A 22,084-nucleotide genomic window follows, 5' to 3' on the forward strand; every position below is an offset into this window, starting at 1 on the left:
GGTATTGCGGCAGGAATTTGGCATCTCACCCACCAGGGCAGATGAGATGCCTTAAGAGGCTGTATTACACTTCCAGGTAGTTCAGGATACCGTCTGCCGCTTTACGACCTTCGGCAATCGCGGTGACTACCAGATCCGAACCGCGCACGATGTCGCCACCGGCGAAGATTTTCGGGTTGCTGGTCTGGAAGGCGTTGTCGCTGCGCTCTGGAGCAATAATGCGGCCCTGAGAATCCAGTTCGACGCTGTGTTTTGCCAGCCACTCCATACTGTGCGGACGGAAGCCAAATGCCAGTACCACCGCATCTGCCGGAACAACGTGTTCGGAACCGGCGACGATCTCCGCACGGCGACGGCCCTTCGCATCCGGTTCACCCATTTCGGTACGCGCCATTTTCACACCGCATACCTTACCGTTGGCGTTCACTTCCACGCCTAAAGGCTGGACGTTGAACTGGAATTCGACGCCTTCTTCACGCGCATTTTTCACTTCGCGTTTGGAACCCGGCATGTTCTCTTCGTCACGACGATAAGCGCAGATGACATGTGCTGCGTTCTGGCGAACCGAGGTCCGCACGCAGTCCATCGCGGTATCGCCACCGCCGAGAACGACGACGCGTTTGCCTTCCATGCTGATGTACGGCTCGTCGCTGCTTTCGCCAAAGCCCATCAACTGTTTGGTATTGGCGATCAGGAACGGCAGGGCATCAAACACACCGGAAGCGTCTTCGTTTTCCAGCCCACCGCGCATCGACTGATAGGTACCTACGCCAAGGAACACGGCGTCATAATCTTTCAGCAGATCGTCAAGCTGTACATCGCGGCCCACTTCCACGTTCAATTTGAACTCAATGCCCATATCGGTGAAGATTTCACGACGGCGGGTCATCACCTCTTTTTCCAGTTTGAAGGCTGGAATACCGAAGGTCAGCAGACCGCCGATTTCCGGGTGGCGGTCAAATACCACCGCCTTCACGCCGTTGCGGGTCAGCACATCAGCACAGGCCAGGCCTGCCGGACCGGCACCGATGATCGCCACGCGCTTGTCGGTTTGACGCACGCCGGTCATATCCGGGCGCCAGCCCATTTCGAATGCTTTATCGTTGATATAGCGCTCGATGTTACCGATAGTCACCGCGCCGAACTCATCGTTCAGCGTACAGGATCCTTCACACAGACGATCCTGCGGGCACACGCGGCCACAGACTTCCGGCAGAGTGTTGGTCTGGTGCGACAGTTCTGCTGCTTCAAAAATACGCCCCTCGTTCGCCAGTTTCAGCCAGTTCGGGATGTAGTTATGCACCGGACACTTCCACTCGCAGTACGGGTTACCGCAGGACAGGCAGCGGTCTGCCTGTGCTTTGGCCTGGCCTTCGGAAAACGGCTCGTAGATCTCGATAAACTCGATCTTACGGATCTTCAGCGGCTTCTTAGGCGGATCAACGCGCTGCAGGTCGATAAATTGGTATACGTTCTGACTCATTGCTGCTACCCCTTACTGCGCCTGCACACGCAGCTCTGCTGCGCTACGACTACGGTGACCCAACAGTGCTTTCACATCACTGGATTTTGGTTTTACCAGCGCGAATTTCGCCGAGAATGCTGGCCAGTTAGCCAGGATCTCTTCGCCGTGTGAAGAGCCGGTATGCTGTACGTGCTCGGTAATCAAACCGCGCAGGTGTTCCTCGTGGATAGCCAGCGAGTCCACGTTCAGCACTTCTACCAGTTCCGGGTTCACGCGTTTGCGGAACTCACCGTCTTCGTCGAGCACGTAGGCGAATCCACCCGTCATACCCGCTCCGAAGTTGACGCCCGTTTTTCCGAGAATACAGACGATGCCGCCGGTCATATATTCGCAGCCGTTGTCGCCAATACCTTCAACCACGGTGATTGCGCCGGAGTTACGTACTGCAAAGCGCTCACCCGCACGACCCGCGGCAAACAGGCGGCCACCGGTGGCGCCATACAGACAGGTGTTACCAATGATGCTCGCCTCATGGCTACGGAAAGCAGAGCCAACCGGAGGACGCACTGCCAGCAGACCGCCCGCCATACCTTTACCGACATAGTCGTTGGCATCACCGGTCAGATACAACTCCACGCCGCCCGCGTTCCACACGCCGAAGCTCTGGCCTGCGGTACCGCTGAAGTGCGCTTTGATTGGGTCAGACGCCAGCCCCTGATCGCCATGCGTTTGCGCGATATAGCCCGACAGCGACGCGCCAACAGAACGGTCGGTGTTGCGGATATCGAACCAGAAGGTTTTGCTCTGGCGCTCGTCGACAAACGGTTTCGCTTGCTGTAACAACTGAGCGTTCAGCACGCCGTTATCAAACGGCGGGTTGTTCTCGGTGCAATGCAGCGCTTTACCCGGATGCGGTTCTGCGGTTTCCAGCAGACGAGACAGTTCCAGTTTCTGTTGCTTGGCGGTAAACCCTTCCAGCTCTTTGAGCAGGTCGGTACGACCAATCAGATCCACCAGACGCTTCACACCCAGTTGCGCCATCAGCTCACGGACTTCGCGGGCGATAAATTCAAAGTAGTTAGTCACTTTGAACGGCAGGCCGTGATAGTGGTTCTTACGCAGTTTGTCATCCTGAGTCGCCACGCCGGTTGCGCAGTTGTTCAGGTGGCAAATACGCAGGTATTTACAGCCCAGCGCCACCATTGGACCGGTACCGAAGCCGAAGCTTTCCGCACCCAGAATCGCCGCTTTAATGATATCGACACCGGTTTTCAGACCGCCATCAACCTGCAGACGAATCTTGTGACGCAGACCGTTAGCGACCAGCGCCTGCTGGGTTTCCACCAGACCAAGTTCCCACGGGCAGCCCGCATATTTCACCGAGGAGAGCGGGCTTGCGCCGGTACCGCCATCGTAGCCAGCAATGGTGATCAGATCCGCATAGGCTTTCGCCACGCCTGTGGCGATGGTGCCAACGCCTGGTTCGGAAACCAGCTTCACGGAGATCATCGCTTTCGGGTTGACCTGTTTGAGGTCGAAAATCAGCTGCGCTAAGTCTTCGATAGAGTAAATATCGTGGTGCGGCGGCGGGGAGATCAGCGTCACGCCCGGCACCGAATAGCGCAGTTTGGCGATGTACGGGGTGACTTTATCACCCGGTAACTGACCGCCTTCGCCAGGTTTCGCGCCCTGAGCGACTTTAATCTGGATGACATCGGCGTTGACCAGATACGCCGGGGTTACGCCAAAGCGACCGGAAGCAACCTGCTTAATGCGCGACACTTTATTGGTGCCATAGCGCGCCGGGTCTTCACCGCCTTCACCGGAGTTCGAGTTGCCGCCGATGCTGTTCATGGCTTCGGCCAGCGCTTCGTGTGCTTCGGGGCTTAATGCGCCGATGGACATAGCTGCGGTATCAAAGCGTTTAAACAGTTCGGTCGCGGGTTCTACTTCGCTAATGCTTACGGCTTCATCGCCAGGCGTAATCGCCAGCAGATCGCGCAGCGTGGCCGCCGGACGCTCATTGACCAGCTTGGCATATTCCTGATAGTCGCTGTACTCGCCGCTTTGTACCGCCTGTTGCAGCGTGCGCACCACGTCCGGGTTGTAGGCATGGTATTCGCCGCCGTGGACGTATTTGAGCAAACCGCCCTGGCTGATAGGTTTACGTGCCAGCCATGCATGTTTGGAGAGGTTCAGCAGATCCTGCTGGAAGTCGCTAAACCCTGCGCCGCTGATGCGGCTGACCACGCCCTGGAAGCACAGCGCCACGACATCATCGTGCAGACCAACCGCTTCAAACAGCTTCGAGCAGCGGTAAGAGGCGATGGTCGAAATGCCCATTTTGGACATGATTTTGTACAGACCTTTGTTGATGCCGTTACGGTAGTTCAGCATCACGGTCCGGTAATCTTTGGCAATCGCCTGAGTGTCGATCAGCCGTCCCAGCGTTTCATACGCGAGATACGGGTAAATGGCCGTCGCGCCAAAGCCGAGCAGGACAGCAAAATGGTGCGGGTCGCGGGCGCTGGCGGTTTCAACGATGATGTTGGCGTCGCAACGCAGACTTTGTTCTACCAGACGCGTTTGCACTGCGCCCACGGCCATCGGTGCCGGAACCGGCAGGCGGTTTTTCGCGATGTTACGGTCAGAGAGCACCAGCAGCACCGTACCGTTACGCACCATCTGTTCCGCCTTATCGCACAATGCTTTGACGGTCTCTTCGAGCGTGGTTTCGGTCACGTCGAAGGTGATATCCAGGCGGTCGGCGCGGTAATGCTCCTCTTTCATGGTGGTGAGCTGGGTAAAATCGGAGTACAGCAGGATCGGCGATTTAAAGCTCAGGCGGTGTGCCTGACCTTCGGCTTCGCAGAAGACGTTCATCTCACGACCGATGCTGGTGGCCAGCGACATAACGTGCGCTTCACGCAGCGGGTCGATCGGCGGGTTAGTCACCTGCGCGAACTGCTGGCGGAAGTAGTCATAAATGATGCGTGGCTGGCTTGAGAGCACCGCAAACGGGGTATCATCACCCATTGAGCCGACCGCTTCCTGACCGTTTTCACCGAGCACGCGGATCACGGAATCCAGCTCTTCGGCGCTGTAGTTAAACTGTTTCTGATAGCTGGCGAGCGTGTCATCGTCCAGTTCGCGGCTGCCGACCTGATCGTCTGCGAGGTCTTCGAACGGCACCAGACGGCGGACGTTCTTCTCCATCCACTCTTTGTACGGATGGCGGCTTTTCAGATCGTCATCGGTTTCGACGGAGTGCAGAATGCGCCCGCTGCGGGTATCGATAACCATCAGCTCGCCAGGGCCGACGCGACCTTTCTCGACGACTTCATCCGGCTGATAATCCCAGATCCCAACTTCAGAAGCGCAGGTAATCAGCTTGTCTTTGGTGATGACGTAGCGCGCCGGACGCAGGCCGTTACGGTCAAGGTTACAGGCGGCAAAGCGGCCGTCGGACATAACAATGCCCGCTGGGCCATCCCACGGCTCCATGTGCATGGAGTTAAAGTCAAAGAACGCGCGCAGCTCCGGGTCCATATCCGGGTTGTTCTGCCAGGCCGGCGGCACCAGTAAACGCATGGCGCGGATAATGTCCATCCCGCCAGCCAGCAGCAGTTCCAGCATGTTATCCATTGAGCTGGAGTCGGAGCCGGTTTCGTTAACGAACGGTGCGGCGTCGTGCAGGTCAGGGATCAGCGGTGTCTGGAATTTATAGGTACGTGCGCGTGCCCACTGGCGGTTGCCGGTGATGGTGTTGATTTCACCGTTATGCGCCAGGTAGCGGAACGGTTGCGCCAGCGGCCAGCGCGGTACGGTATTGGTGGAGAAGCGCTGGTGGAACAGGCAGATGGCCGATTCCAGACGCAGGTCCGCCAGGTCCAGGTAAAAGCGCGGCAGATCCGCCGGCATACACAGACCTTTATAGATATTGACCAGGTTCGACAAGCTACACACGTAGAAGTCTTTATCGTCCTGGAGGCGTTTTTCGATGCGACGGCGCGCGATGAACAGGCGGCGCTCCATATCACGCGGACGCCAGCCCGCAGGGGCGTTGACAAAAATTTGCTCGATACGAGGCAGGGAGGAGAGGGCGATTTCACCGAGAACACCTTCGTTGGTCGGCACGTCGCGCCAGCCGACAATCGACAGGGTCTCCTGCTGTAATTCTTCTTCGACAATGCGACGAGAAGCCGCAGCCAGTTCAGCGTCTTTATTTAAAAAGATCATGCCGACGGCATAGTTTTTAGCTAAACGCCAGCCGCGCTCTTGCGCCACGATGCGGAAAAAGCGGTCAGGTTTTTGTAACAGCAAACCGCAACCATCGCCGGTTTTACCATCGGCTAGAATTGCGCCACGGTGCTGCATGCGGGCCAGTGCGTGTATGGCGGTACGCACTACCTTGTGGCTAGGTTCGCCTTCTATGTGGGCGATCAGGCCGAAACCACAGTTATCCCTCTCAAGGGATTTATCGTACAACATATCAGTGAACCTCCCCAGGCTCTGCGGGATTCCCATCTGGACCGTTGCGCACGGGCACACCAAGAGCATGGCGACGGGGTTTGCGTGTCATACGCTTACCTCGCATTCGCCCTCTTTATCCTTTTCGCATAGGTCAAACAAGTTTGAGGACTTGCTTCAGAGGGAATCTCAATTACTGCATAAATATGATGAGCAGGCTGCTCATCCAGAAAGCTTCCAGCGGATTTCCACGTTATCGGGAATCCACACACAGGTCAAATGGCAATCTTATTTATGCAAAAATGTGCTATAGGGCGATTAACTTTATGAATATGTTGAAATTTAAGGCTTTTTTACATTGATTTAACGCAAGGAGAATGGGGAGCGAAGTGTGATCTGTCTCACTGTCAGAAAGGCTGTATATCCCCCGTCCTCCCTTTGTTTATCGCTATGATTGGCATTTTATGCTGGTTTTTGGAGTTTTGGCGTCTTAAAGATACTGTTTTTATGCTGAGAGTATAAGAAGATAAAAAAAACAGTCGGATATAAGGAAAAGTAATTTCATTTTGAATGAATGAAATTTCGATAATTTTGATTTGTTATGCAATGAATAAAGGCACGCCAGGGCGATTGATCCAGGTCATCGCCGACTGGGGCAAAAAATGGCAGGCTTTGGCCTCTTTTCAAGGCGCGGTCTACCAGATTATGCAGTTACAGAAATTAGTCAATATGTTTGGTGGGGATCTTTCTCGCCGTTATGGGCAAAAGGTTCATAAACTCACGCTTCACGGCGGCTTTAGCTGTCCAAATCGTGATGGCACCATCGGACGTGGTGGATGTACTTTCTGCAATGTCGCCTCGTTTGCCGATGAAGCACAGCAGCACCATTCTATTGCCGAGCAGCTTGAGCATCAGGCGCATCTGGTCAATCGCGCGAAACGCTATCTGGCCTATTTCCAGGCCTATACCAGCACCTTTGCTGAAGTGCAGGTGCTGCGTTCGATGTATCAGCAGGCGGTCAGCCAGGCCAGTATCGTCGGGTTATGCGTTGGGACGCGCCCCGACTGCGTGCCGGATGCGGTACTCGATCTGCTTTGCGAGTATAAAGACCTCGGCTATGAGGTATGGCTGGAACTCGGTTTGCAAACCGCGCATGACAAAACCCTGCATCGTATTAACCGCGGCCATGATTTTGCCTGCTACCAACGCACTACGCGACTGGCACGCGAGCGTGGGCTGAAAGTGTGCTCGCACCTGATTGTCGGTCTGCCGGGAGAAGGGCAGGCAGAATGCCTGCAAACCGTGGAACGTGTAGTGGAGACGGGTGTTGACGGTATTAAGCTGCACCCGCTGCATATTGTGAAAGGCAGTACGATGGCGAAAGCCTGGGAAGCCGGGCGGCTGAACGGAATTGAACTGGACGACTATACGGTTACCGCCGGGGAGATGATCCGTCATACGCCGCCAGAGGTGATTTATCATCGAATTTCCGCCAGCGCGCGTCGCCCAACGCTGTTGGCACCGCTATGGTGTGAAAACCGCTGGACCGGCATGGTCGAACTGGATAAGTACCTTAACAAGTACGGTGTGCAAGGCTCGGCGCTCGGTACGCCATGGGTGCTGCCTGAGAACTAACTCTCCGTAGTCATGTAGGCCTGATAAGCAACGCGCCATCAGGCGGCCCGGCGCACATTGCCTGATGGCGCGTTGCTTATCAGGCCTACGATGGCCTCTCCGCGGTCATTTCACCGATAACCTCCGCATTTCTTGCACAATCTTCAACGTCACGCTGAGAATTGAGTATTATTGTGCCAAGTTGTCGTGAAGGAACCCTCTATGAAGCAAATCCGTATGCTGGCGCAATATTACGTCGACCTGATGATGAAGTTAGGTCTGGTGCGCTTTTCGCTGCTGTTGGCGCTGGCTCTGGTCGTGTTGGCAATTGTGGTGCAGATGGCTGTCACCATGGTGCTGCATGGCCAGGTAGAAAGCATTGATGTCATCCGTTCTATCTTTTTTGGTCTGTTAATTACCCCCTGGGCCGTCTATTTCTTGTCTGTGGTGGTGGAGCAACTTGAGGAGTCCCGGCAACGCCTGTCACGACTGGTACAAAAGCTGGAAGAGATGCGCGAGCGCGATCTGAAGCTCAATGTGCAGTTGAAGGATAATATTGCCCAGCTCAATCAGGAAATTGTTGAGCGTGAAAAAGCCGAAGCAGAGCGCCAGGAAACATTCGAGCAACTGAAGGTTGAAATCAAAGAGCGCGAAGAGGCGCAGATCCAGCTTGAGCAACAGTCTTCCTTTTTACGCTCTTTCCTTGATGCCTCGCCGGATCTGGTTTTTTATCGCAATGAAGATAAAGAGTTTTCCGGCTGTAACCGTGCTATGGAGCTGCTGACTGGCAAAAGCGAAAAGCAGCTGGTGAACTTAAAACCGGCTGACGTTTACTCTCCTGAAGCGGCTGAAAAGGTGATTGAGACCGACGAGAAGGTGTTCCGCCATAATGTTTCGCTCACCTACGAACAGTGGCTGGACTACCCGGACGGGCGCAAAGCCTGCTTTGAAATTCGCAAAGTGCCTTACTATGACCGCGTAGGTAAGCGACATGGTCTGATGGGCTTTGGGCGCGATATTACCGAGCGTAAGCGTTATCAGGATGCGCTTGAGCGCGCCAGCCGCGATAAGACCACCTTTATTTCTACCATCAGCCACGAGTTGCGCACCCCGCTTAACGGCATTGTCGGCTTAAGCCGGATCCTGCTGGATACGGATCTGACTGCGGAGCAGGAAAAATACCTTAAAACAATCCACGTCTCTGCTGTGACACTGGGGAATATTTTCAACGATATTATCGATATGGATAAGATGGAGCGACGTAAAGTCCAGCTCGATAACCAGCCGATCGATTTCACCAGTTTTATGGCGGATCTGGAAAACCTCTCTGGCCTACAGGCGCAGCAAAAGGGGCTGCGTTTTGTGCTTGAGCCGACGTTACCGCTGCCGCATAAGGTCATTACCGACGGAACGCGTCTGCGTCAGATCCTGTGGAATCTGATCAGCAACGCCGTGAAGTTTACCCAGCAGGGGCAGGTGACCGTGCGGGCGCGCTATGACCAGGGGAATATGCTGCATTTCGAAGTTGAAGATTCTGGCATCGGCATTCCGCAGGATGAGCAGGATAAAATCTTCGCTATGTATTATCAGGTGAAGGACAGTAACGGCGGTAAACCGGCAACGGGGACAGGGATTGGTTTGGCCGTGTCGAAGCGTCTGGCGAAAAACATGGGCGGTGACATTACGGTTTCCAGCCAGGCAGGAAAAGGGTCCATCTTTACGCTAACCGTGCATGCCCCTGCGGTAGCGGAAGAGATTGAAGATGCTTTTGAAGACGATGAAATGCCGCTGCCAGCCCTGAATGTGCTGCTGGTAGAAGACATTGAGCTGAACGTTATTGTTGCGCGCTCCGTGCTGGAAAAATTAGGCAACAGCGTGGATGTCGCGATGACCGGGAAAGCCGCGCTGGAAATGTTTACGCCGGGTGAATATGACCTGGTGCTGCTGGATATTCAGCTACCGGATATGACCGGTCTGGATATCTCGCGGGAGCTCACGCAAAAATACGCCCGTGAAGATCTGCCACCGCTGGTTGCACTCACCGCCAACGTACTGAAAGATAAAAAAGAGTATCTGGACGCAGGCATGGACGACGTGCTGAGTAAGCCGCTGTCGGTTCCGGCGCTAACCGCCATGATCAAAAAATACTGGGATACCCGAAACGAAGAGGAGAGCACTGTGACATCTGAAGAAAGCAGTAAATCGCAAGCGCTGTTAGATATTCCTATGTTGGAACAATACCTCGAGCTGGTGGGACCGAAGTTAATTACCGACGGGCTGGCGGTGTTTGAGAAGATGATGCCGGGATATTTGAGCGTGCTGGAGTCCAACCTGACGGCACGGGATAAAAAAGGTGTTGTTGAGGAAGGCCATAAAATTAAAGGCGCAGCAGGTTCAGTGGGGCTGCGTCACCTGCAACAGCTAGGTCAGCAAATCCAGTCGCCGGATCTTCCTGCCTGGGAAGATAACGTTGCTGAATGGATTGAAGAGATGAAGCAGGAGTGGCAGCACGACGTGGCAGTATTAAAAGCCTGGGTGGCGAGTGTGGAAAAAAAATGACCCCGGCTTGACCGGGGTGCGCGAATACTGCGCCAACACCAGGGAAATCGTGGCTGCGCCGTAAATTATTATCATTGTTTACAAGGGCGCAGCCCTAATTTTCAGGCCGCACGCAGTTAAGATAGCAAATCTTAAATAATTTGTTACATGAATCAGTTAAATGTGTGAAGCGTAGCATTTAAATCATAATAACTAATATGTTTCAGCCAGCTTAGAAAAGGAGTACCGCGATGAAAAAAGTGGGTGTAGTGCTCAGCGGATGCGGCGTGTATGACGGTGCAGAGATCCATGAAACTGTTCTCACGCTTCTGGCCATTACCCGCAACGGCGCTCAGGCTGTCTGTTTCGCACCAGATAAACAACAAGCGGATGTGATTAATCATCTGACCGGCGAGTCGATGCTGGAAACTCGCAATGTGCTGATTGAAGCCGCGCGTATCACACGTGGCGATATTCGCCCACTTGCGCAGGCAGTCTCATCGGAACTGGATGCGTTGATCGTGCCGGGTGGGTTTGGTGCGGCCAAAAATCTGAGCAATTTTGCCAGTCAGGGCAGCGAATGCCGGGTTGACAGCGATTTAGCCGCGCTGGCGGTGGCCATGCATCAGGCGGGTAAGCCGTTGGGGTTTATGTGCATTGCGCCTGCCATGTTACCTAAAATTTTTGACTTCCCGCTGCGTCTGACCATCGGCACTGATATCGACACGGCAGAGGTGCTGGAAGAGATGGGCGCTGAGCATGTGCCTTGTCCGGTTGATGACATTGTCGTCGATGAAGACAACAAAATCGTCACCACGCCTGCCTATATGCTGGCGCAGGACATCGCTCAGGCTGCGAGTGGCATCGATAAACTGGTATCGCGTGTGCTGGTGCTGACTGAATGAGAAAAGGAGTAACCGCCTTTCTGCGACGTATTTTTCTGCGGGTGGTGGTTGTCCTCGCCGTATTCTGGGGCGGGGGCATCGCACTTTTCAGCGTGATGCCTGTGCCTTTCTCGGCGGTAATGGTCGAGCGACAGCTGGGCGCATGGCTGTCCGGTGATTTCGGCTATGTGGCGCACTCGGACTGGGTGAGTATGGATGAGATCTCACCGTGGATGGGACTGGCGGTGATTGCTGCAGAGGACCAGAAGTTTCCAGACCACTGGGGGTTTGACGTCACCGCCATAGAGAAAGCGCTGGCGCACAATGAACGCAATGAAAACCGCATTCGCGGGGCGTCGACGTTATCGCAACAGACGGCGAAAAACCTCTTTTTGTGGGATGGACGTAGCTGGGTGCGTAAAGGTCTCGAAGCCGGGCTAACGCTGGGCATGGAAACCGTCTGGAGTAAGAAACGTATTCTGACCGTCTATTTGAATATCGCCGAGTTTGGCGATGGGATATTTGGCGTGGAGGCGGCGGCGCAACGGTATTTTCATAAACCGGCCAGTCGGTTGAGCCTGTCTGAAGCGGCCTTGCTGGCGGCAGTATTGCCCAATCCTTTGCGTTTTAAGGCGAATGCGCCTTCTGGTTATGTGCGTAACCGCCAGGCCTGGATTATGCGCCAAATGCGCCAGTTAGGTGGTGAGTCGTTTATGCGGGAAAATAAGCTGTATTAGCGTAGTTATTGCCGGATGCGGCGTAAACGCCTTATCCGGCCTACTGGCTACGTTCTGTGTACTCGATTAATCTTCATCAAACCCTGAATTAAACAGGGCAATCACTGCGGCCAGGGCTTCTACTTCCTGTGGTCCCGTGGCTTCGACTTCTATCTGACGCCCTTTGGCTGAATCCAGCATCAGCAGAGCGATAACGCTGTTGGCCTCGGCTTCCGTTCCTTCATCATTGCGCAGCAAAACTTCTGCTTCGAAACCCTGCATCAATTCAAACAGTTTCATCGCTGGGCGGGCATGCATGCCCAGCTTATTGGTGATTTCAACGGTTTGCTTCACGGTCATGATTTACGTTTTTCCAGCGTACGATGGCGTGACTGCACGTTTTTACCGCGTGAGCGGAAGTAGTCTGCCAGCTGCTCTGCAATATACACCGAACGGTGTTTCCCGCCGGTACAGCCGATGGCTACGGTAAGGTAGCTACGGTTGTTGGTCTCCAGCATGGGTAACCATAGCTCAAGATAGCTGCGAGTCTGGTAGATAAAATTGTGTACTTCTGTGTGCCTGTCGAGGAATGCGGCGACGGGGCGGTCAAGACCGGTCATTGGGCGCAGCTTCGGATCCCAGTGTGGGTTAGGCAGAAAGCGCACGTCAAAGACGTAATCCGCATCAATCGGGATACCGTGTTTGAAACCAAAGGATTCGAATACCATCGTCAATTCACGTTCACGTTTACCCAGCAGTCGGGTACGTAACATTTCCGCCAGTTCGTGTACGGACATTTCGGAGGTATCAACGATCAGGTCAGCGCGAGAGCGCAGTGGCTCCAGCAAATCGCTTTCCTTATCGATAGCGCTTTCCAGAGACAAGTTCTTGCTGGAGAGCGGGTGTAAACGGCGCGTGTCGCTGTAGCGACGAATCAGCGTGTTACGGTCTGCATCAAGGAACAGCAGCTGTGGTGAGAAACCCTCGGGCAGATTATTCATTGCCTGCTCAAAAATTTCCGGGGACTCAGGCATGTTGCGCACATCAATGCTGACGGCCGCAGAAATCTGGCGATCGGCCAGTGTACGAGCCAGATCGGGCAACAGCACTACGGGAAGGTTATCCACGCAGTAAAAACCCATATCTTCCAGCGCACGCAGGGCGACAGATTTACCTGACCCTGAACGGCCGCTGACGATCATCAGTACCATGTACTGTTTCTCCTCACAACGACAAAAAAGGATGCCATTGGGTTGTTATGCTTCATCCTGTCCACCTTCGGTGTCCGTGATGATTTGATACAACTCCTGGTCACTCTGCGCGGCGCGCAGGCGACGACAGATGGTTTTATCTGCCAGACGTTTTGCGACCAGTGACAACGTATGCAAATGCGTCTTGGTTTGGTCTGCCGGGACCAGCAGAGCGAAAAGCAGATCGACAGGTTGATTATCAATGGCGTCGAAGGCGATGGGTGTTTCGAGTTGAACAAACACACCAACCGCGCGCATCGTGTCTTCTTCCAGCTTTCCGTGCGGGATAGCAATACCATTACCGATGCCGGTACTGCCCATTTTTTCACGCGTCAGAATGGCTTCAAATACCACCTGAGCAGGCAAGCTAAGCTGTTTTGCCGCAAGTTCGCTGATGATTTCCAGTGCGCGTTTCTTGCTTTGGCAGTGAACGCCTGCGCGTGTACATTCCTGGTTAAGAACAGTGCTCAGTTGTAGAGTCGTATCGTTATTTGTCATAATTTCACCTAAGCGCTAACTGTACAAATGGCCCGTTGTGCTACACAACAGGCCGTCCTGCACCCGCTAACTGCCCGGACAAGTTAGTGCTGTTTCAGTTTATCTTTATGTTTTGTTAACTGCCGAGCCAGTTTATCAATTAAACCGTCAATGGCGGCGTACATATCCTGACCTTCCGCGCTGGCATGAATTTCGCCACCGTTCACATGCAGTGTTGCATCCGAGATATGTGTAACCTTCTCCACTTTCAACACAATATAGACCTGATTAATCCGGTCGAAATATTGTTCGAGCTTGGCAAATTTTGTATTCACAAAATCGCGCAGGGCTTCGGTGATTTCGACGTTGTTTCCAGTGATGTTGAGCTGCATAGTGTCTTCCTTATCGGTTGGGTCACACCAGCTGTTTGCGCTGGTTAGACGGCGGAATGGATAAAGACTCTCGGTACTTCGCAACGGTGCGGCGTGCCACCATGATACCCTGTTCTGACAGCATAGAGGTTAACTTGCTGTCACTCAGCGGTTTCGCGGGGTTTTCCGCAGCAATTAATTTCTTCACCAGCGCACGGATAGCTGTGGATGAGGCTTCACCTCCGCCTTCAGTGTTAACGTGACTGGAAAAGAAATACTTCAATTCAAAAATGCCGCGCGGACTGTGCAGATACTTTTGCGTGGTCACACGGGAAATGGTCGATTCGTGCATCTCGACGGCCTGGGCTATATCCGCCAGCACCATCGGTTTCATAAACTCTTCGCCTTGCTCAAAGAAAGCTTGCTGCTGCTCAACGATGCAGCGGCTGACGCGCAGCAACGTATCATTGCGGCTTTCCAGGCTTTTAATCAGCCACTTCGCATCTTGCAGATTGCTACGAATAAACTGGCTGTCGGCATCGTTGCGCGCGCTATTGCACATGGCGGCGTAGTGCTGGTTAATCTGTAAGCGCGGAATGCTGTCGCCGTTGAGTTCGACCACCCAACGATCGTTATGCTTACGCACCAGCACATCCGGAATGACGTACTCCGGCTCGCCGGTCTGGATCGATTGCCCAGGTCTTGGATCCAGCGACTGAATAAGATTGACGGCTTCTTTCAGCACGTCTTCTTTCAGCCGGGTCACGCGCATCAGGGTGCGGAAGTCATGGTTGGCTAACAGATCGAGGTGATCGCTGATGATCAGGCGCGCTTCTTCCAGCCACGGCGTGGCTTTATCAAACTGCGAAAGTTGGATCAGTAAGCAGTCGCGGAGATCTTTGGCGGCCACGCCAACGGGATCAAAGCGCTGAACGCGTTTAAGCACAGCTTCGATTTCGTCCATACCGACGTCGTCATCGCCCATGCTTTCGAGAATATCGTCCAGGGTCACGGTGAGATAACCGGTTTCGTCTACCGCATCTACAATGGATGTCGCAATGGCGCGATCGGTATCCGAGAACGGGGTCAGTTCCACTTGCCACATCAGGTAATCCTGTAGTGATTGCGTGGTCTCACCCTGATACACAGGCAGCTCGTCGTCGATGTAATCTCCGCTGGTGCCCGAAGGCGTCCCGGCGGTGTAAATTTCATCCCAACTGGCGTCAAGCGGCAACTCCTCAGGCATCTCTTTTTGTTCGAGTGCATCTGCGGTGTCGAGGGTTTCGCTGTCCTGTTTTTCCTGGGTATCAATTTCGTCGTGAAGATCGGTTTGCTCGAGCAGTGGGTTACTTTCCAGCGCTTGCTGAAGTTCTTGCTGAAGTTCCAGCGTGGACAGCTGCAACAGACGGATAGCCTGTTGTAGCTGAGGCGTCATCGCCAGTTGTTGGCTAAGCCTGAGTTGCAAACCTTGCTTCATGTTCAGAGTTGTTTTCTCCTGCAGTGACGTGAAGTCTTCTACCCTATCAGAGTCTGAAGTCTTCCCCAAGGTATACGCGCTTAACGTGCTCATCCTGCAGTATTTCTGTTGGCGTGCCGTGCGCGATCAGGTGCCCCTGACTTACGATATAGGCGCGCTCACACACTGCCAGCGTTTCGCGGACGTTATGGTCGGTAATCAGCACGCCAAGGCCGCTGTCGCGCAGGTGTTCGATGATCCGTTTAATATCAATAACAGAAATCGGGTCAACACCGGCAAACGGTTCATCCAGCAGGATAAATTTCGGATTAGCGGCCAGTGCGCGAGCGATCTCCACGCGGCGTCGTTCACCACCGGAGAGCGACTGACCTAAGCTGTCGCGCAGGTGCTCGATGTGGAATTCTTCCATCAGTTCGTTGGCGCGATCTTCCCGCTGCTCGCTGGTCAGATCGTCACGAATTTGCAGTACCGCCATCAGGTTATCAAACACGCTCAGGCGACGGAAAATCGACGCTTCCTGCGGTAAGTAGCCGATGCCGCGACGCGCGCGCGCATGCAGAGGCAGCAGACTGATGTCTTCGTCATCAATGATAATGTTGCCCGCATCGCGCGGGACAATGCCGACTACCATGTAAAAGGTTGTTGTCTTGCCTGCACCGTTAGGACCGAGCAGACCGACAATCTCCCCGGAGTTCACGGTCAGACTGACATCTTCAACCACACGACGGCCTTTATAGGCTTTTGCAAGGTTCTTTGCAGTTAATGTTGCCATAACGAATCAGTTACCTTTTTTCTCTGCCGGAGCCTTGTTTTTGTCCTGCAACTGCGACGGAACCAGAACGGTGGTGACGCGTTTGCCTTTATCGCTGAAGGCCTGCATTTTCTGCTCTTTTACCAGATAAGTGATCTTATCGCCCGTGATGTTGCTATCGAGTTGTTCCAGATATGCCTTGCCGGTGAGAACGACAAAGTCTTTCGCCAGTTCATAGTGCATGTGTGAGGCGCGGCCTTTCACCGGCTTACCGTTGTCCTGCATCTGGTAAAAGGTGGCGGGATCACCGTAACCATCAATCACTTCTTTACCGTCTTCACCGCCAGGGCGGGTCACGACGACTTTATCGGCGTTAATTTTGATGGTGCCCTGAGTCACAATCACGTTACCAGTAAACGTCACCACGTTGCCCTGCATATCCAGGGACTGCTGGTCCGACTCAATGTGAATCGGCTGCTCGGTATCGCCGGTGACGGCCAATGCCGGGATGCTGGCGGCCAGAAGTGAGCTGGCAAGTACAAGATTAAGGCTGAGTTTGTTTGTTTTGGATTTCATATGAGGTTCTAACCTTTTCAATCAGCTCGGCGTTCTTGCTGCGTAAGTTGCCGCGCATCTTCAGTCCGCTGGAGTTAAATGTTGTGCCATACAACGTCACCAGATCATCGGAAGTGACGTCTTGTGTCACCAGGTTAATCTGCGCGTTATCGGTCGTAATTCTGCGTAGTTGAGAGTCAGGCACCAGGGCGTTAACCTCAACATGGCCGTACAGATACAGCATCCGATCGTTGGTCAATTTGGCTTTGTCGGCCTTGATCGTCCAGGTCGGTACTTTATCCTTATCAAACGTGGTTAATACCGGTTGAGTAAACCACGAAACCGCTTGTTCCGAATAATATTCAACGTGTTGTGCGATCAAGTGATAGCTCAGCGCGCCTTCCGGACTATACACGACGGTATCAGTATGTTCGCTCTTATAGGTTGGCTCGTTGTTATTGACGACGACCTGAGTGGTGTCATCTTTGTCTGCCAGATTAATACCAATCATCACAAGGACAGCCAGCGACAGTAGAATGATAACCCAACGTCTGGTTTTGCTCATATCGATTGCCCTTTGGCCTCGTCCAGTTTGCCCTGCGCCAGGAGTAATAAATCGCAGACTTCACGCACAGCGCCACGTCCCCCATCAATGTGGGTGACATAATCAGCTCGCGGGATCAGCAAAGGGTGGGCATCTGCCACCGCGACGCTTAATCCCACTTTAGCCATCACCGGCCAGTCGATCAGGTCATCGCCAACGTAGGCGACATTCTCCGGCGCGATCGCCAGTTTGCTAAGGAGATCGCCAAAGGCAACCAGTTTGTCTGACTGCCCCTGATACAGGTGGGTGATCCCCAAAGTGGCACAGCGATCTTCTACAAGTTTAGCCTTTCGTCCGGTAATAATGGCAACCTCAATACCGGAAGTGAGCGCACAGCGAATTCCGTAACCATCACGGACGTTAAAAGCCTTCAGCTCTTCACCGTTGTTGCCCATATAAATCAGACCATCAGACAGTACGCCATCCACATCCAGGATCAGCAAACGGATGTTTTCTGCCCGGGTGATAACGTCTGCGCTGACGGGTCCATAACAGGTCGCAAGCGACGCACCTGCTTTACTCATTTTCGTTATCCTTGAGTTTCTTACACTACACCTGCACGCAGCAGATCATGCATATGTAACACACCGAGTAATTGGTCGCCATCAGCAACCATTACCGAGGTGATATGGCGGGACTGCATTAAGTTCAGGGCATCGACGGCAAGAATACCCGGACGCACGCGAATGCCTCCAGGGGTCATCACATCGGCAATGCCTAACTGGCGTACATCAACGCCCATATCGAAGACACGACGTAAATCGCCATCGGTGAAAATACCGTCAATCTTCATGGCATCATCGCAAATGACGGTCATGCCGAGATTTTTACGCGTGATCTCAATTAAGGCATCACGCAGGCTGGCGTTTTTGGTCACATGCGGGATCTCGTCGCCCGTATGCATAATATCGTTAACGCGCAGTAAAAGCTTACGGCCCAGTGCGCCACCGGGATGAGACAACGCAAAATCTTCCGCGGTAAAGCCGCGCGCTTTTAATAATGCCACCGCTAGGGCATCGCCCATCACCAGTGTTGCTGTCGTACTGCTGGTCGGTGCCAGACCTAACGGACAAGCTTCCTTGGGCACTTTAACACACAGATGCACATCTGCCGCACGCGCCATACTGCTTTCAGGACGACCGGTCATGCAGATAAGCGGTACATGAAGACGTTTTAATACCGGGATCAGCGCCGCTATCTCATTGGATTCACCGGAGTTAGAGATGGCGATGACCACATCCTGCGGCGAGACCATACCCAGATCGCCATGTGCGGCTTCGCCTGGGTGTACAAAAAATGAGGGGGTGCCGGTGCTGGCAAATGTGGCTGCCATTTTCCGCCCGATATGGCCGGATTTCCCCATTCCCATCACCACCACTTTGCCCGGGCAGCTGAATATTTTCTCGCATGCGAGGGTAAAATTTTGGTTGATGTACTGATCAAGCTCCGCCAGGCCTTCACGTTCAATTGCCAGGACTTCCTTGCCTGCTTGCTGAAAGTCAAAACCCGGTTGCAACTCTAAGTGCGACATAATGCGTTTCCAGTTATCCAACGAGAAGTGGCGATAACCAATACAGCATCGCCAGCCATATGATAAAACCGCCGGTCAGCAGCGCACCTGCGCCGCGACCAATCTGGCGAGGACGTCGCCAGCAGAGTAGTGCAAAAATCACGCTCACCAGCAGCATAACGCTATAGTCACGGGTGAAGGCCATCGGATTGACTTCACCCGGCGTAATCAGCGCCGGTAGCCCGAGGACGATAACGATATTAAAAATGTTTGCGCCGATAATGTTACCGACGGCAATATCGTTTTCACCTTTACGCAGACCCGCAATCGCTGTTGCCAGCTCCGGCAGGCTGGTACCAATGGCGACCACTGTCAGCCCGATAGTAAGTTCGCTCATGGCGAAATAGTTCGCCAGTACGGTCGCGTTGTCCACCACCATACGTGTTGCCATTGGCATGATAATCAGCGCAATGCCCAACCACAAAAATGCGACTGGCAATCCGCCTTCGCGCGGCAGCTCAGCTATCTGCTCACGTGTCAGGCTGTCATTGCCTTGTCGCTCGGCCAGACGGGCGATTTTAACAATGAATAGCAGCCATAGCACGGCCAGAAGCAGAAGAAAGAAACCGTCGCTGCGGCTTAACTGCCCGTCATACAGGACGGATGCAGCTAAAATACTTACCAGCAACATTAGCGGTAATTCACGACGCAGAACATCAGAATGCACGGTAAAAGGATGAATCAGCGCCGACAGGCCTAAAATAAGCAGAATGTTGGTGATGTTAGAACCTATGGCGGTCCCGACAGCCAGATCGAGTTGCCCATTCATCGATGCGGCAATGGAGACAATTATCTCGGGTAACGACGTACCCATGCTGACCACGGTCATTCCAATGATAATGGGAGGAATACCGAAATTTCGACATAAAATGGATGCGGCAAATACCAGACGGTCGGCACCGTAGACCACCAGAAGTAAACCAATTATTAACAGCGCCGTCGCTAAAAGCATCTAAAGTCCTTTCTTCAGGTATACTCGCCGGTCCACTTGAAGGATCTTCTGGAAGCCGTAACGAAGTCTTAATTTTGACTTTATGCGGCTAAAAAGTAAAACAAATGCCAGCTTTCGCTAACCAGGACAGGCAATAATCTGTAAATATGTTGAGTTCATGGCTGAATTGAGCGCCAAACTCTTCGATCAACGAGGCAATAGTAAAGGATGAATCAATGGGGCAGTCTGTGGCGAATCTAGTCGATATGCGCGATGTCAGCTTTTCCCGGGGTGACCGCTGCATCTTTGATAATATTTCCCTGACGGTACCGCGCGGTAAGGTGACGGCGATCATGGGGCCATCAGGCATCGGCAAAACGACGCTGTTGCGTCTGATTGGCGGACAGATCCCCCCGGATAAGGGCGAGATCCTGTTTGACGGTGAGAACGTCCCGGCCATGTCCCGTTCGCGTTTATTTACCGTGAGAAAGCGCATGAGTATGCTGTTTCAGTCTGGTGCGCTATTTACCGACATGAATGTGTTTGACAACGTCGCGTACCCTCTGCGCGAGCATACGACGTTGCCAGCGCCGTTGCTGAAGAGCACGGTGATGATGAAGCTCGAGGCCGTCGGCCTGCGGGGTGCGGCCAAATTAATGCCTTCTGAATTATCCGGTGGGATGGCGCGTCGCGCCGCGTTAGCACGTGCTATCGCGCTGGAGCCAGACCTCATCATGTTTGATGAGCCGTTCGTCGGCCAGGATCCCATCACCATGGGCGTTCTGGTGAAGCTGATTTCAGAACTGAACAGCGCGCTGGGCGTCACCTGTGTGGTGGTATCCCATGATGTGCCTGAGGTACTGAGTATTGCGGATTACGCCTATATAATGGCGGACAAAAAAATAGTGGCCTACGGTAGTGCTCAGGCACTACAAGAAAATGCCGATCCGCGCGTACGCCAGTTCCTGGACGGCATTGCCGATGGACCGGTTCCGTTCCGTTACCCGGCGGGCGACTACCACATCGATTTACTCAAAACAGGGAGTTAAGCCACCCATGTTGTTAAATGCGCTGGCATCACTCGGACATCGGGGAATAAAAACCCTCAGGACGTTCGGGCGAGCCGGATTAATGTTGTTCAATGCGGTTGTCGGCAAGCCGGAGTTTCGCAAACATGCGCCGCTGCTGATACGCCAGCTCTATAATGTCGGTGTCTTATCGATGCTGATCATTATTGTTTCTGGCGTGTTCATCGGTATGGTGCTGGGGTTGCAGGGATACCTGGTGCTGACCACCTACAGCGCGGAAACCAGCCTCGGTATGCTGGTGGCACTGTCATTGTTACGTGAGTTGGGACCGGTTGTTGCGGCGCTGCTGTTTGCCGGGCGGGCCGGGTCGGCCTTAACCGCAGAAATTGGCCTGATGCGGGCGACCGAACAGCTTTCCAGTCTGGAGATGATGGCCGTCGATCCACTGCGCCGGGTGATTTCCCCACGTTTTTGGGCTGGCGTCATTTCATTGCCGCTGCTGACGATTATTTTTGTCGCAGTGGGTATCTGGGGTGGTTCACTGGTTGGCGTAAGCTGGAAGGGTATTGATGCAGGCTTCTTCTGGTCGGCTATGCAAAATGCCGTCGACTGGCGTCTGGACCTGGTTAACTGTCTGATTAAGAGCGTGGTGTTCGCCATTACGGTCACCTGGATTGCATTGTTCAATGGTTATGATGCGATCCCGACCTCTGCCGGGATTAGCCGGGCAACGACACGCACCGTTGTGCACGCCTCTCTTGCCGTTCTGGGGCTGGATTTTGTGCTGACCGCACTGATGTTTGGGAATTGAGTTCATGCAAACGAAAAAGAATGAAATTTGGGTCGGGTTATTCCTGCTGGTTGCGCTGCTGGCAGCGCTGTTTGTTTGCCTGAAGGCGGCGAACGTTACCTCAATGCGTACTGAGCCGACTTACACGATTTATGCGACCTTTGATAATATTGGCGGCCTGAGAGAGCGTTCTCCGGTGCGGATTGGCGGAGTGGTAGTTGGACGCGTATCGGACATCTCGTTAGATCCGAAAACGTACCTGCCGCGCGTGACGCTGGAAATCGAATCGCGTTTTAACCATATTCCTGACACCAGTTCTCTGAGCATCCGTACTTCCGGTCTGCTGGGCGAACAGTATCTGGCATTGAATGTGGGTTTTGAAGATCCTGAGCTGGGAACGTCTATCCTCAAAGATGGCGGTACGATTCAGGACACGAAATCCGCGATGGTGCTGGAAGATATGATTGGTCAGTTCCTTTACAACAGCAACAGTAAAGGTGATGACAATAAGAATTCTGGCGATGCGCCAGCCGCAACTGACGGCAATAATGAAGCCACTACGCCTGCGGGCGCAACGAAATAATCTCAGGAGA

General features: G+C 53.6%; 20 protein-coding genes. 7 read left to right on the plus strand and 13 right to left on the minus strand.

From position 1 onward, the window contains the following. Positions 1 to 64: 64 nt before the first annotated feature. Both OGY17_RS00350 and gltB read right to left on the minus strand, forming a co-directional pair. Positions 65 to 1,483, minus strand: a complete 1,419-nt coding sequence (locus OGY17_RS00350) for a glutamate synthase small subunit (RefSeq protein WP_032945128.1) — start codon at positions 1,481 to 1,483, stop codon at positions 65 to 67. A 12-nt stretch (positions 1,484 to 1,495) separates the two neighbouring features. Further along, positions 1,496 to 5,956: a glutamate synthase large subunit gene (gene gltB / locus OGY17_RS00355; RefSeq protein ID WP_122973812.1), complete on the minus strand. Its 4,461-nt coding sequence runs from the start codon at positions 5,954 to 5,956 to the stop codon at positions 1,496 to 1,498. 684 nt (positions 5,957 to 6,640) lie between these two features. Here gltB and mnmL point away from each other — a divergent pair. From mnmL to mtgA, 4 genes are all read left to right on the plus strand, one after another. Next, positions 6,641 to 7,570 (plus strand): tRNA modification radical SAM protein MnmL/YtqA, encoded by a 930-nt coding sequence (gene mnmL, locus OGY17_RS00360; RefSeq protein ID WP_122973815.1) that lies wholly within the window; start codon positions 6,641 to 6,643, stop codon positions 7,568 to 7,570. A 201-nt stretch (positions 7,571 to 7,771) separates the two neighbouring features. Next, positions 7,772 to 10,108, plus strand: coding sequence for an aerobic respiration two-component sensor histidine kinase ArcB (arcB, locus tag OGY17_RS00365; protein ID WP_020996355.1), 2,337 nt, complete (start codon positions 7,772 to 7,774; stop codon positions 10,106 to 10,108). Between the two features lie 230 nt (positions 10,109 to 10,338). Next, the gene (gene elbB, locus OGY17_RS00370) at positions 10,339 to 10,992 is read left to right on the plus strand and encodes an isoprenoid biosynthesis glyoxalase ElbB (protein ID WP_032945124.1); all 654 of its coding nucleotides are present in this window, start codon (positions 10,339 to 10,341) and stop codon (positions 10,990 to 10,992) included. Next, the gene (gene mtgA, locus OGY17_RS00375) at positions 10,989 to 11,708 is read left to right on the plus strand and encodes a monofunctional biosynthetic peptidoglycan transglycosylase (protein WP_003828772.1); all 720 of its coding nucleotides are present in this window, start codon (positions 10,989 to 10,991) and stop codon (positions 11,706 to 11,708) included. The genes elbB and mtgA overlap by 4 nt, the downstream gene beginning before the upstream one ends. A 66-nt stretch (positions 11,709 to 11,774) precedes the next feature. On the opposite strand, the gene npr is transcribed toward mtgA, so the two are convergent. From npr to OGY17_RS00430, 11 genes are all read right to left on the minus strand, one after another. Next, the gene (gene npr, locus OGY17_RS00380) at positions 11,775 to 12,047 is read right to left on the minus strand and encodes a PTS phosphocarrier protein NPr (protein ID WP_003828770.1); all 273 of its coding nucleotides are present in this window, start codon (positions 12,045 to 12,047) and stop codon (positions 11,775 to 11,777) included. Continuing rightward, complete coding sequence (gene rapZ / locus OGY17_RS00385; protein ID WP_003025085.1) at positions 12,044 to 12,898, minus strand: RNase adapter RapZ; 855 nt, start codon at positions 12,896 to 12,898, stop codon at positions 12,044 to 12,046. The genes npr and rapZ overlap by 4 nt, the downstream gene beginning before the upstream one ends. Positions 12,899 to 12,943: 45 nt before the next feature. Beyond that, entirely contained in the window at positions 12,944 to 13,435 is a 492-nt protein-coding gene (gene ptsN, locus OGY17_RS00390) for a PTS IIA-like nitrogen regulatory protein PtsN (RefSeq protein WP_032945121.1), read from the minus strand. Between the two features lie 83 nt (positions 13,436 to 13,518). Continuing rightward, positions 13,519 to 13,806, minus strand: coding sequence for a ribosome hibernation promoting factor (hpf, locus tag OGY17_RS00395; protein ID WP_003025078.1), 288 nt, complete (start codon positions 13,804 to 13,806; stop codon positions 13,519 to 13,521). 22 nt (positions 13,807 to 13,828) lie between these two features. Next, the gene (rpoN, locus tag OGY17_RS00400) at positions 13,829 to 15,262 is read right to left on the minus strand and encodes an RNA polymerase factor sigma-54 (protein WP_032945120.1); all 1,434 of its coding nucleotides are present in this window, start codon (positions 15,260 to 15,262) and stop codon (positions 13,829 to 13,831) included. A gap of 46 nt (positions 15,263 to 15,308) precedes the next feature. Continuing rightward, on the minus strand, positions 15,309 to 16,034 hold the full coding sequence (lptB, locus tag OGY17_RS00405; RefSeq protein ID WP_003828761.1) for an LPS export ABC transporter ATP-binding protein: 726 nt from the start codon (positions 16,032 to 16,034) through the stop codon (positions 15,309 to 15,311). 6 nt (positions 16,035 to 16,040) lie between these two features. Then, positions 16,041 to 16,589, minus strand: a complete 549-nt coding sequence (gene lptA, locus OGY17_RS00410; RefSeq protein WP_032945118.1) for a lipopolysaccharide ABC transporter substrate-binding protein LptA — start codon at positions 16,587 to 16,589, stop codon at positions 16,041 to 16,043. Further along, positions 16,558 to 17,133 (minus strand): LPS export ABC transporter periplasmic protein LptC, encoded by a 576-nt coding sequence (gene lptC, locus OGY17_RS00415; RefSeq protein WP_008785932.1) that lies wholly within the window; start codon positions 17,131 to 17,133, stop codon positions 16,558 to 16,560. Before lptC ends, lptA begins: the two co-directional genes overlap by 32 nt. Beyond that, on the minus strand, positions 17,130 to 17,696 hold the full coding sequence (gene kdsC, locus OGY17_RS00420) for a 3-deoxy-manno-octulosonate-8-phosphatase KdsC (RefSeq protein WP_032945113.1): 567 nt from the start codon (positions 17,694 to 17,696) through the stop codon (positions 17,130 to 17,132). Before kdsC ends, lptC begins: the two co-directional genes overlap by 4 nt. Positions 17,697 to 17,716: 20 nt before the next feature. Continuing rightward, the gene (kdsD, locus tag OGY17_RS00425; RefSeq protein ID WP_003025063.1) at positions 17,717 to 18,703 is read right to left on the minus strand and encodes an arabinose-5-phosphate isomerase KdsD; all 987 of its coding nucleotides are present in this window, start codon (positions 18,701 to 18,703) and stop codon (positions 17,717 to 17,719) included. A gap of 13 nt (positions 18,704 to 18,716) precedes the next feature. Further along, on the minus strand, positions 18,717 to 19,694 hold the full coding sequence (locus tag OGY17_RS00430; RefSeq protein WP_008785929.1) for a calcium/sodium antiporter: 978 nt from the start codon (positions 19,692 to 19,694) through the stop codon (positions 18,717 to 18,719). A 215-nt stretch (positions 19,695 to 19,909) separates the two neighbouring features. On the opposite strand from OGY17_RS00430, the gene mlaF reads away from it, so the two are divergent. From mlaF to mlaD, 3 genes are read left to right on the plus strand one after another with little or no spacing between them, the layout of a single operon-like run. After that, a complete protein-coding gene (mlaF, locus tag OGY17_RS00435) occupies positions 19,910 to 20,722 on the plus strand; it encodes a phospholipid ABC transporter ATP-binding protein MlaF (RefSeq protein ID WP_003828749.1) in 813 nt (270 codons plus the stop codon). A gap of 7 nt (positions 20,723 to 20,729) precedes the next feature. Then, positions 20,730 to 21,512, plus strand: coding sequence for a lipid asymmetry maintenance ABC transporter permease subunit MlaE (gene mlaE, locus OGY17_RS00440; RefSeq protein ID WP_003025053.1), 783 nt, complete (start codon positions 20,730 to 20,732; stop codon positions 21,510 to 21,512). Between the two features lie 4 nt (positions 21,513 to 21,516). After that, positions 21,517 to 22,074 (plus strand): outer membrane lipid asymmetry maintenance protein MlaD, encoded by a 558-nt coding sequence (mlaD, locus tag OGY17_RS00445; protein ID WP_003828747.1) that lies wholly within the window; start codon positions 21,517 to 21,519, stop codon positions 22,072 to 22,074. Positions 22,075 to 22,084: the final 10 nt, after the last annotated feature.

It is taken from the genome of Citrobacter sp. Cpo126 (assembly GCF_030332445.1).
Taxonomy (GTDB): Bacteria; Pseudomonadota; Gammaproteobacteria; order Enterobacterales; family Enterobacteriaceae; genus Citrobacter; species Citrobacter portucalensis.